The 10,091-nt window shown below is 66.5% G+C and carries 11 protein-coding genes and 1 pseudogene; 7 read left to right on the top strand and 5 right to left on the bottom strand.

What is annotated here, in order from left to right; all coding sequences use genetic code 11:
- The 3 genes and pseudogenes from VE25_RS23435 to VE25_RS17950 form a co-directional block, all read left to right on the top strand.
- A pseudogene (locus VE25_RS23435) lies at positions 1 to 196 on the top strand (GTP cyclohydrolase I); the annotation flags it as partial.
- Between the two features lie 268 nt (positions 197 to 464).
- Complete coding sequence (locus tag VE25_RS17955; protein WP_201776113.1) at positions 465 to 2,447, top strand: bifunctional 2',3'-cyclic-nucleotide 2'-phosphodiesterase/3'-nucleotidase; 1,983 nt, start codon at positions 465 to 467, stop codon at positions 2,445 to 2,447.
- Between the two features lie 131 nt (positions 2,448 to 2,578).
- The gene (locus VE25_RS17950; RefSeq protein ID WP_046110041.1) at positions 2,579 to 3,253 is read left to right on the top strand and encodes a class I SAM-dependent methyltransferase; all 675 of its coding nucleotides are present in this window, start codon (positions 2,579 to 2,581) and stop codon (positions 3,251 to 3,253) included.
- Here VE25_RS17950 and VE25_RS17945 read toward each other — a convergent pair.
- Both VE25_RS17945 and VE25_RS17940 read right to left on the bottom strand, forming a co-directional pair.
- On the bottom strand, positions 3,244 to 4,230 hold the full coding sequence (locus VE25_RS17945) for a hypothetical protein (protein ID WP_046110039.1): 987 nt from the start codon (positions 4,228 to 4,230) through the stop codon (positions 3,244 to 3,246). The genes VE25_RS17950 and VE25_RS17945 overlap by 10 nt on opposite strands.
- Positions 4,231 to 4,313: 83 nt before the next feature.
- Positions 4,314 to 4,757 (bottom strand): MarR family winged helix-turn-helix transcriptional regulator, encoded by a 444-nt coding sequence (locus VE25_RS17940; RefSeq protein ID WP_046110038.1) that lies wholly within the window; start codon positions 4,755 to 4,757, stop codon positions 4,314 to 4,316.
- 150 nt (positions 4,758 to 4,907) lie between these two features.
- Here VE25_RS17940 and VE25_RS17935 point away from each other — a divergent pair, with 150 nt between their 5' ends.
- Positions 4,908 to 5,336, top strand: a complete 429-nt coding sequence (locus VE25_RS17935) for an organic hydroperoxide resistance protein (RefSeq protein WP_046110037.1) — start codon at positions 4,908 to 4,910, stop codon at positions 5,334 to 5,336.
- A 37-nt stretch (positions 5,337 to 5,373) separates the two neighbouring features.
- On the opposite strand, the gene VE25_RS17930 is transcribed toward VE25_RS17935, so the two are convergent.
- A complete protein-coding gene (locus tag VE25_RS17930; protein WP_046110036.1) occupies positions 5,374 to 5,565 on the bottom strand; it encodes a hypothetical protein in 192 nt (63 codons plus the stop codon).
- A gap of 187 nt (positions 5,566 to 5,752) precedes the next feature.
- On the opposite strand from VE25_RS17930, the gene cfa reads away from it, so the two are divergent.
- Together cfa and VE25_RS17920 are read left to right on the top strand one after the other, a co-directional pair.
- The gene (gene cfa / locus VE25_RS17925; RefSeq protein WP_046110035.1) at positions 5,753 to 6,865 is read left to right on the top strand and encodes a cyclopropane fatty acyl phospholipid synthase; all 1,113 of its coding nucleotides are present in this window, start codon (positions 5,753 to 5,755) and stop codon (positions 6,863 to 6,865) included.
- A 94-nt stretch (positions 6,866 to 6,959) separates the two neighbouring features.
- The gene (locus VE25_RS17920) at positions 6,960 to 7,511 is read left to right on the top strand and encodes a GNAT family N-acetyltransferase (protein ID WP_083989038.1); all 552 of its coding nucleotides are present in this window, start codon (positions 6,960 to 6,962) and stop codon (positions 7,509 to 7,511) included.
- Between the two features lie 381 nt (positions 7,512 to 7,892).
- Here the strand turns inward: VE25_RS17920 and VE25_RS17915 are convergent, their stop codons facing one another.
- Entirely contained in the window at positions 7,893 to 8,732 is an 840-nt protein-coding gene (locus tag VE25_RS17915) for an aldo/keto reductase (RefSeq protein WP_046110034.1), read from the bottom strand.
- Between the two features lie 213 nt (positions 8,733 to 8,945).
- Between VE25_RS17915 and clpS the strand changes: the two genes are divergently transcribed.
- Positions 8,946 to 9,251 carry an ATP-dependent Clp protease adapter ClpS gene (gene clpS, locus VE25_RS17910; RefSeq protein WP_046110033.1) on the top strand — a complete coding sequence of 102 codons (306 nt, stop codon included), beginning with the start codon at positions 8,946 to 8,948 and terminating at the stop codon, positions 9,249 to 9,251.
- A gap of 49 nt (positions 9,252 to 9,300) precedes the next feature.
- Here the strand turns inward: clpS and VE25_RS17905 are convergent, their stop codons facing one another.
- Positions 9,301 to 9,942, bottom strand: a complete 642-nt coding sequence (locus tag VE25_RS17905; protein WP_046110032.1) for a sulfotransferase family protein — start codon at positions 9,940 to 9,942, stop codon at positions 9,301 to 9,303.
- Positions 9,943 to 10,091 lie beyond the last annotated feature (149 nt).

Below are 10,091 nucleotides of genomic sequence, written 5' to 3'. Positions count from 1 at the left end.
CGACGATATCGTCCTCGTGCGCGACATCCCCTTCCACTCGCACTGCGAGCACCACATGGTGCCGTTCGTCGGCAAGGCGCACATCGCCTACCTGCCCCATGACGGCGTCGTCGGTCTCTCCAAGCTCCCCCGCCTCGTCGATGTCTTCGCGCGCCGCCTGCAGCCCACGGAGAACCTGACCGCGCAGGTCCTCGATATTGCTGCTGCGCTCACGCCCACGCCACTTCATCGTGCGCCTCCTCTGGCCCATCAGGAGCTTACCACAAGCCCGGCGCGAAGGAACGGTTCCCGGAACGCCGCGTCGACGCGAGAATATTTGACCGTTTGATCAAATCTCACTAGCGTCTTCACGCCGCCGTCATAGGGGCGTCACCTGCCGGCGGCATGAGGGAACATCTTCGCTTGCGGCCGCGCCGGCCATGGAGCCGGCTGCGCCGCGGAACAGGCATTTCAGGGAGACCATCATGAACCACATGCCGAAACTCAACCGGCGCGCCTTCCTCGCCGGCACAGCCAGCGTGGGCGCCATAGCCGTCATGCATCCGTTCGCGTTGTCCGCCCAGGCCAACCAGGCGCACCTGCGCATCATGGAGACGACCGACATCCACGTGGCCGTCATGCCCTACGACTACTATGGCGATGCGCCCAACGACACCATGGGCCTGGCGCGCACCGCCGCCATCATCGAGGAGATCCGCGCCGAGGCCGGCAACGCCGTGCTCTTCGACAATGGCGACCTCATCCAGGGCAACCCGATGGGCGACTATTACGCCTATGAGCGCGGCCTCAACCAGGGTGACGTGCACCCGGTGGTCGCGGCCATGAACGTGCTGGGCTACGATGCGGCAACGCTCGGCAACCACGAGTTCAACTACGGTCTCGAGTTCCTCGACAAGGCGCTGACCGGCGCCGAGTTCCCGTTCGTTTCGGCCAACCTCGTGCGCGGCACCGAGCTCGGCGACGATCCGCTCGCCGACGACACCTATTTCGAGCCCTACCGCATCATCGAGAAGGAGCTGACCGACGGCGCGGGCGCGACCCACACCATCCGCATCGGCGTCATCGGGTTCCTGCCCCCGCAGATCCTCACCTGGGACGCGACGCACCTGACCGGCAAGGTCGTGGTGCGCGACATCGTCGAGACCGCCGCCGCCTATGCCGCCAGGATCCGCGAGGAAGGCGCCGACATCGTCGTCGCCCTCTCCCACTCCGGCATAGCCGGGGGCGAGCACGTGCCGGGCATGGAGAACGCCTCGCTCCAGCTCGCGGCCGTCGAGGGCATCGACGTGGTGCTGACCGGCCACCACCACCTGGTGTTCCCCGGCCCCGACTACGCCGACATCGAGGGCGCCGACATCGAGGCCGGCACGCTCAACGGCAAGCCGGCCGTCATGCCCGGCTTCTGGGGCAGCCACATGGGCCTCATCGACCTGCTGCTCGAAGTCGATGCCGACGGCAACTGGTCTATCGTCTCCCACACCTCGGAAGCCCGCCCCATCTCGCAGCGCGTCGACAACAAGGTGACCCCGACCGTCGAGTCGGTCGCCGCGGTGGAAGCTGCCGTCGAGACGGCGCATGAGGAGACCCTCGACTATATCCGCCGACCCGTCGGCGAGACGGCCGCGCCCCTCCACTCCTACTTCGCGCTCGTCGCCGACGACCCGTCGGTGCAGGTCGTCTCCCAGGCGCAGACCTGGTACATCGAGCAGATGCTCAGGGGCACCGAGCATGAGGGCCTGCCGATCCTTTCGGCCGCGGCGCCCTTCAAGGCAGGCGGGCGCGGCGGCCCGGAATATTATACCGACGTCCCCGTCGGCCCGGTCGCCATCAAGAACGTCGCCGACCTCTACCTCTACCCCAACACCATCCAGGCGGTGCGCATCACCGGCGAGGACGTCAAGAACTGGCTGGAGCGCTCGGCCGGCATCTTCAACCAGGTCGAGGCGGGCGCGAGCGACGCGGCACTCATCAACCCGGACTTCCCCTCCTACAACTTCGACGTCATCGACGGCGTGACCTACAGAATCGACATCTCCCAGCCCTCGAAATACTCCTCGGACGGCAAGGAGACGATCAATCCGGACGCCAGCCGCATCGTCGACCTGATGTATGACGGCGCGCCGGTCGATCCGGCCCAGGAATTCATCGTCGCCACCAACAACTACCGCGCCGGCGGCGGCGGCACCTTCCCCAACATCGGGCCCGACAAGATCGTCTTCATTGGCCCGGACACCAACCGCGACATCATCGTGCGCTACATCATCGAGAACGGCACGATCGACCCGAAGGCCGACAGCAACTGGTCGCTGGCGCCCATCGGAGGCTCGGTGCTGTTCGAGACCGGCCCCAAGGCCGCCGAGCACGTGGCGGACGTCACCGCCGTCGCCATCGAGCCGACCGGCGACACCAGCGAAACCGGCTTCGGGATCTATCGCATCACGCTTTAGTGGCGCTCAGCGGGCGTCGGGATAACCCGGCGCCCCGCATCCTGCTCGCCTGACTGCGGCGCCGGATGCTTAGCCTTGACCTTCCGCCGCGCATCCATCATCTCCGGACGGAAACCGTCTCGGGACAGATCATGAAATCCTCTCCATTCTCCGGCCCGTTCGTCAGCTCCTATGCGGACGGCACGCCCCGCCGTGTGCCGGGCTTCTTCGACCTGCATCGGATGACTACCATGCTGCTGGCCGAACGCATGCCCGCGGACGGACGCGTGCTGGTTCTGGGCGCGGGCGGCGGGCTAGAGCTCAAGGCATTCGCCGAACAGCATCCCGGCTGGTCGTTCGATGGCATCGATCCTTCCGCCGACATGCTGCGCCTCGCCGAACAGACGGTCGAACCGTATTCCGGTCGCATCCGGCTCCATGAAGGCTACATCGAGAGCGCGCCGGAAGGTCCCTTCGATGCGGCGACCTCGCTCCTCACGTTCCACTTCATCCCTCGCGAGCAGCGCCTGGCGACGCTCACGGAAATCCGCCGCCGCCTCGTTCCCGGCGCGCCGTTCGTCCTCGCCCATATCAGCTTTGGCCAGACCGAGCCCGAGCGCTCCATGTGGATCGCCCGCCACGTCGCCTTCGGAGCGCCGGACGGAGCGGACCCCGCGCAGCTGGAAAACGCCCGGCAGGCCATCGCCACCCGGCTCTCGATCCTGGCGCCGGAGGAAGAGGAGGCCATGCTGCGCGAGGCAGGCTTTTCCGACATCGCCCTGTTCTACGCCGGCCTCAGCTTCAGGGGTTGGGTGGGCTACGCCTGACGGGACGCCTCCCCGCCCGCCGCGCTCCACCACTTCAACACCCGCAGCGCCCGCAGCGTGATCCAGCGCGAGGGCTCGCCTTCCCCTTCGTCGAGCGCGAACCACACCCGGCCCGGCAGGGTCCAGTCGAGTGGCCAGGCGCCGTTCTCGAGGCGCCTCGAGACGAGATAGTCGATGGCTTCGGCAAGGCGCGGATCGGGAGCGGCGCCGGTGAGGAGCGCCGAGGCGCGGAAATAGTCGAGCGCGCGCAGGATATCGTAGCGCCAGCGGTTGGGATGGATGAAGCGCAGGAACGTCTCGTCCGCCGGCGCGCCGGTGCGCAGGCTGCGGAAGAGCTTGCGCGCGAGGAGATACTCCTCGCCCGACCGGCGCGCTTCCCGCAAGGCCGGCGTGCCCCCGGTCGCCCGCTCGTATTCGAGGAGCCCCTCGAGCACGTTGATCGTCGTGTGGAAGGACGAGCGCAGCGAGCCCTTGGCCCGCTCGCAGTTCCAGCCGCCGTCCTCCAGCCGCTCGCCGAGCAGCCGCGCGACGATGGGCGAGACATCCACCCCGAAATAGGCGCCGTCGGCGACGGTGCGCCCGTTGATGCACTCCTCGACCTCGCCTTCCCAGTAGGGCTGGTTGCCCTCGTCCCAGCGCGAATTGGCGCCGATAAGCTCGACGGTGCGCCGCGCCCGGGCCGAGGCGGGATCGAGGCCGAACTGGCGCAGCTGCGTCAGCGCGTAGCAGGTGGCCGTCCACGGCTGGCCGACCTCCTTCCACTCGCGCCAGTCGAAACCGGCCGGAGCGAACGCGCCGCCCGCCCACTGCCCGTCTTCGTCCTGATGGGAGAGCAGCCGCGCGCCCCAGCCCTCGGTTTCGACCCGTTCCCGCTCGGCGCGCCATTGCGATTCGGGGGCATCCGTCAGGTCGCGCATCACCTGCCATCGGATCGATGGATCGGAGGCGAGGAGCCAGTCGATCACCGCGTCGGTCATGGCAAGCCCATCGGCAGCTCGAGGTCGACCATATTTAGCGGCCTGCGCCGGATCACGCCAGCCCTGAGACCTGCGCGCCGGCGTCAGCCTGCCGCCTCGAGGCTCTCGCGCAACCTGTCGAGGCTGATGCGCAGCTGATCGGCGGCTGCCTTGTCGAGGCCGGTCGCCTTGCCCGCCGCCAGCGGCACGGACTGCGCCTTCTCGCGCAAGGCCCGCCCGGCGGCAGTGAGGAAGATGCGCACCTGCCGCTCGTCCTCCTCGTCCCGCCGCCGCTCGACGAGCCCGCGCGCCTCCAGACGCTTCAAAAGCGGCGTGGTCGTGCCCGAATCGAGAAAGAGCCTTTGCCCGAGCGCCTTGACCGTCAGCCCGTCCCTCTCCCACAGCACCAGGAACACCAGGTACTGCGGGTAGGTCAGGTCCAGCGCATCCAGCCGGGGCTTGTAGAAGCGCGTGAAGGCATGGCTCGCCGCATAGAGGGTAAAGCACAACATGTTGTCGAGCCTGGGGAAATCCTGAGCTGCGGTCATCGCTTGGATCCTTGCGGCAAGGGCTTGGAAGCCCCTGCGGGTCGGGTTTTCGTCATCATTCTATCATGCAAAATACTATTGTACACAATTCAATTGTGCACTATTGATTTATCCGCAAGCCACGACCCGCTCCCGCGAAAGGACACCCTCATGATCAAATCCGCCATCTATTCCGCTCACGCGACCACCACCGGCGGCCGCACCGGCCAGAGCCGGACCGACGACGGGCGCCTCGCCGTCACCCTCGACACGCCCAGCCAATTGGGCGGCAATGGCGGGCCCGGCACCAACCCCGAGCAGCTCTTCGCCGCGGGATATTCGGCCTGCTTCCTCAGCGCGCTGAAGGCCGTCGCCCGGCAGGAAAAGGTCAAGATCCCCGACGACGCGACGATCAACGCCACGGTCGATATCGGCGAGAACGCCGGGGGCGTGGGCTACGGCCTCGCCGTCGCGCTCGAAGTGGTGCTGCCCGGCTTTGCCCGTGAGGACGCCGAGGCGCTGGTGGAAAAGGCCCACCAGGTCTGCCCCTACTCCAACGCCACGCGCGGCAATATCGACGTGGCGCTGAGCGTCGCCTGACGATTGCGGCGCCGGAAACGCTCCGGCGCCGCCTATCCTACTGGGTGGGAACCAGCGGCTCCGTCACCGCCGGCGGTGTCTCTTCGACGGGCGTGGGCGCACCCGTGTCGCCGCCGGCAAAGAAGACGAGATAACCGATCAACAGCACCGATACGGCGAAGGCGATCCCGGCGAAGATCGCCAGCGGATCGGTTCTTTTCTGGACGGCTGCCGTTTCACGTTCGTGCATGTCAGCCCCCTTCTGTTGCGTGTTGCGCGGCAACGCGGGCTGCCGCGCGGTGGTTCCATTATATAGGCGTCCTGCCCGCCGTTCCCACCCCTCACGCGGTGTTGTTGGACCGCTTGAAATCCAGCGGCAAACTTGCTCTTGTTGCGCCCCACGCCTTGTCTCCAAATCACTTTTGCGAAGTGCTGCCATGGATGCCAAGTCTACCCTCGTCCGCCTTCTCGCCGAAGCCGGGATAACCCCCAACGGCCCTGATCCCTGGGATATCCAGGTCCACGACGAGCGGCTGTGGAACCGGTTCGTCGCCGAGGGGACGCTGGGGCTCGGCGAAGCCTACATGGACGGCTGGTGGGACGTCGACGACATGGCCGAGTTCTTCAACCGCGCCATCGGCCGGGCCATCGACAAGCAGTTCCGCCCGCCCCTCAGCCTCATCTGGCAGCATGTGCAGGCGCGCTACTTCAACATGCAGACCATCCGCCGTTCGCGGCGCGTGGCCCGCATGCACTACAACGAGACCGACGCCTACAGGGCCTCGCTCGACGATCGGATGACCGGCTCGTGCGGCTACTGGCCGGATGGCGTCACCAACGTCAACGCCGCCCAGGAAGCCAAGCTCGACATGGTCTGCCGCAAGATCGGCCTCAGGCCCGGCCAGCTCGTCTGGGACATCGGCTGCGGCTGGGGCGCCTTCATGGGCTTTGCCGCCGAAAGATATGGCGCGCGGTGCGTGGGCGTCACCGTCTCGCCCGACCAGGCCGAATACGGGCGCGCCCGCTACAAGGACCTGCCCATCGAATTCCAGGTCAAGGACTACCGCGAGTTCACCGGCAAGGTGGACCATGTGGTCTCCATGGGCATGTTCGAGCACGTGGGCTACAAGAACTACCGCACCTATTTCGAGGCCGCCCGCCGCGCCATCTCGGACGATGGCCTCTTCATGATGCACACCATCGGCAGCCAATGGACGACGCGCACCATCGATCCCTGGATCGAGAAATACATCTTCCCCGGCGGCGTTATCCCCTCCATGGGCCAGATCGGCGAGGCCATCGACGGGCTCTTCACCGTCGTCGACGTCCACAATATCGGGCCCCACTACGACAAGACGCTCGTCGCCTGGTACGAGAACTTCGAAAAGAACTGGCCAAAGGACCGCGACGCCCAGGGCGAGCGCTTCTACCGCATGTGGAAATACTACCTGCTCTGCTGCGCCGGCGGTTTCCGCGCCCGCGCCATCCAGGTCTGGCAGTTCGTCCTCTCGCCCAAGGGCGTGCCGGAAGGGTATGTGACGCAGCGGTAGGTGCCGGCTGATCTGCGGCGACGAAACCCACTACCCTCGCCGATGGATTCTGGCCAAGGATGAGGCAACACTCACTCCCCGATTCCGGTGCCCCATGACCGATCTCGTCTTCCGCGACGCGACCCCCGACGATATCCCGACGATCCTGGCCATCTGCGATGCCGGCGCCGCCGAAGGCCCGCGCCGGGTCGACCCCGCGACCTATGCCGATCCGCGCTACCGCGCCGCGTTCGACGCCATCGCCGCCGATCCCAACCACCGGCTGGTGGTGGTCGAGCGGGACGGCGAAACGATCGCCACGCTCCAGCTCTCGTTCCTGCCCGGCATGACACGCCTCGGCATGTGGCGCTGCGTGCTCGAGAACGTCCACGTGCGCGCCGACAGGCGCGGCGGCGGCATCGGCTCGCGGATGGTCCGCTGGGCGATCGAACGGGCGCGCGAGCGCGGCGTCGGCATGGTGCAGCTGACCTCCAACAAGGTGCGCATAGACGCCCACCGCTTTTATCGCACGCTCGGCTTCGAGCAGAGCCATGAGGGCTTCAAGCTGATGCTGGACAGCCCGGAAGACGTTTATCTGGAATCGGCGGGAGCCACGTTGGTCGAATGGGATTCTCCCGAGGACGAAGCGGCCTACCGCGATCTTTGACGGCGACCAGGTGGTGGCTTGAGCGCATCGACGGCTCCTTCGCCTCCCTCCCTTGAAGGAGGGATTGCGGTGGGGCGTGGTGCCGCTGAACGACCCCGCCCCTTGCGACAGAGCAACCGCATACGGCACGGTTCCCTTCTCCCCTTGTGGGAGAAGGTGGCGCGAAGCGCCGGATGAGGGGTCCGCGATGCTTCAACAAGCGCCGGCGCGTGTGGCGGCATCGCAGCCCCTCACCCTGATTTTCCGCTGAACGCGGAAAATCTGTCCCTCTCCCCGGAGGGGCGAGGGGAAGGTGCCTGTCACCCCCTTTTGGGACATACGAGATTGCTCTCCGGGAAGGGAGGCGAAGGAACCGCCGATTCCAATAGAGCCCGGCACGCCCTAGAACACGTTGTTCATCCGCTCCGGCGGCGTCAGGGTCTTGCCGTCGGGGCGGTCGAGCGCGTCGATCCGCGCCATGTCGTCGGCGTCGAGCTCGAAGTCGAACACCTCGAAGTTCTCTCCGACGCGCGACTGCGTCGCGGTCTTGGGCAGCACGATCAATCCCTGCTGCAGGTGCCAGCGGATGATGGTCTGGCCGGCGCTCTTGCCGTGCTTGCGGCCGATCTCGGCGATGGTTTCGTCCCCGATCACCGCGCCGCTGCCGAGCGGCGAATAGCTCTCGATGGCGATGCCCTTTTGCGCGTGATAGTCGCGCACGTCGCGCTGCTGGTAGTAGGGATGGAGCTCGATCTGGTTGACGGCGGGCGTGACTCCCGTCTCGCCGATGATCCGCTCAAGATGCTCGGGCAGGAAATTGGAGACGCCGATCGAGCGGACCGGCCCCTCCTTCTGGAGGTCGACGAAGGCCTTCCATGTTTCGGCATATTTGTCCTGCGCCGGCACCGGCCAATGGATGAGGAAGAGGTCCATGACCTCGAGCCCGAGGCGTTCGAGGCTCGCCTCGAACGATCGCCTGGCGTTGTCGTAGCCCTGGTCACGGGTGCGCAGCTTGCTGGTGACGAAGATTTCCGCGCGCGGCACCTCGGCCCGTTTCACCGCCTCGCCGACGCCCGCCTCGTTGTCGTAGCCCTGGGCGGTGTCGATATGGCGGTAGCCGACGCGCAACGCCTCGCCGACGATCGCCGGCGCGTCCCGCTCCGGAAGCCGCCAGACGCCGAAGCCGAGCTGCGGGATGTCGTTGCCGTCATTGAGCCTGATCCGGGGCTGTTCGAGCGCCATGGCAAGTCCTCCGTCGCTGGTGCTGGGTGGGCAGGCAAAGGAACCGCGTGGCGGCGAACCTGCCCGTGGTGGCCGGTGGGGCCGGGAAAATCGGCAAGGCCCAAACTATAGCCGGTGCGTCGCGGTCCGGGAACCCCGCGGGCGAGCGGCGTGCACCGCCGGCCCGGATGTGCTAGCCTTGCGGCGCCTACCATTGCAGGGAGTTCCCCTCCAATGACCGAAACCGTCACCAAGCCCCGCCTCCGCACCCGCAAGCAGGTGGCGCGTCCGCCGCTCTACAAGGTCATCCTCCTCAACGACGATTTCACCCCGCGCGAGTTCGTCGTGCGTGTGCTGAAGGCCGAGTTCCGCATGAGCGAGGACCAGGCGCACAACGTGATGATCACCGCCCATACCAAGGGCGCCTGCGTCGTCGCCGTCTTCGTCAAGGACGTCGCCGAGACCAAGGCGACCCGCGCGACCGACATGGCCCGCGGCGAGGGCTATCCGCTGCTGTTCACCACCGAGCCCGAAACCTGACTCACGCCGGGGCGCGCCGGCGCCCCGCTCGCCCGCGGTGGTGTCCACTTTATGCTTGCGGCAAACTCTTCGCCCATTCCTCCTCGATGAACTGCTTGGATGAGTTGAGCTTCGGAAAGGTGATGGCGGGTACGGCGCAGCCGAGAAAGGCGCATAGAGGCTCCCACCCCTCGACAACGTTGTAGACGAGGAGTCGCCCAGGCTCGACCTCGGCCTTGACGGCGTCTATGTGATCGAGAAAGACGCGCGTCGCATGGGCGCGGTCGGTGATCCGTCCGCCGAACACGCCCTCGTTGACGACGCTGTTCGCCATCTCAGTCAGCGCATTGAGATATGGATCGGAATGAGTGCCTCGACTGGAAATGTGGCGCACGATCGTGGCTTGCACGCTGTCGAACCAGTCGTCGGGGTCACGCACCGTCAGGATCACCCAGGCATTTGGGAAATCGCGCACCAGTTCGCGCCAGCAGGCGGCGCCCGGCCAATCGACCTGCGCGCGGTAGTCGGGAAAGGCCTTTTCCCAGTCGATGGCCCGTCCCCTCGCATAGTCCTCCCATGGCGGAAGCAGGTGCGGGTTGTCGCGCACCTCGAACATGTGGTGGACGGGGCCGAAACCCAGATGCTCCAGCGCAACCTTGAGCGAATTCGTCCCAGTTCGCCCGAAGCCGGGCCCAATGATTTCAAGCGTCATTTTCCATTCCTCCCCTAGGGCACGTCAGGCTCTATCGGAATCGGCGGATCCTTCGCCTCCCTCCCCCTTGAGGGGAGGGAATGAGGGTGGGCTTCGTTGTGGGGATCACCGATGGACACCCACCCCCGACCCCTCCCCTCAAGGGGGAG

This window comes from Devosia geojensis, from assembly GCF_000969415.1.
Classification (GTDB): Bacteria; Pseudomonadota; Alphaproteobacteria; order Rhizobiales; family Devosiaceae; genus Devosia; species Devosia geojensis.
The sequence above is the reverse complement of the archived record's forward strand: the minus strand, read 5'-3'. Positions and strand labels throughout refer to the sequence as shown.

Bases quoted from the DNA above. Each gene is read 5' to 3' on its own strand.
- VE25_RS17955 (WP_201776113.1), top strand. From the start codon at position 465: ATGAACCACATGCCGAAACTCAACCGGCGCGCCTTCCTCGCCGGCACA.
- VE25_RS17950 (WP_046110041.1), top strand. From the start codon at position 2,579: ATGAAATCCTCTCCATTCTCCGGCCCGTTCGTCAGCTCCTATGCGGAC.
- VE25_RS17945 (WP_046110039.1), bottom strand. From the start codon at position 4,230: ATGACCGACGCGGTGATCGACTGGCTCCTCGCCTCCGATCCATCGATC.
- VE25_RS17940 (WP_046110038.1), bottom strand. From the start codon at position 4,757: ATGACCGCAGCTCAGGATTTCCCCAGGCTCGACAACATGTTGTGCTTT.
- VE25_RS17935 (WP_046110037.1), top strand. From the start codon at position 4,908: ATGATCAAATCCGCCATCTATTCCGCTCACGCGACCACCACCGGCGGC.
- VE25_RS17930 (WP_046110036.1), bottom strand. From the start codon at position 5,565: ATGCACGAACGTGAAACGGCAGCCGTCCAGAAAAGAACCGATCCGCTG.
- cfa (WP_046110035.1), top strand. From the start codon at position 5,753: ATGGATGCCAAGTCTACCCTCGTCCGCCTTCTCGCCGAAGCCGGGATA.
- VE25_RS17920 (WP_083989038.1), top strand. From the start codon at position 6,960: ATGACCGATCTCGTCTTCCGCGACGCGACCCCCGACGATATCCCGACG.
- VE25_RS17915 (WP_046110034.1), bottom strand. From the start codon at position 8,732: ATGGCGCTCGAACAGCCCCGGATCAGGCTCAATGACGGCAACGACATC.
- clpS (WP_046110033.1), top strand. From the start codon at position 8,946: ATGACCGAAACCGTCACCAAGCCCCGCCTCCGCACCCGCAAGCAGGTG.
- VE25_RS17905 (WP_046110032.1), bottom strand. From the start codon at position 9,942: ATGACGCTTGAAATCATTGGGCCCGGCTTCGGGCGAACTGGGACGAAT.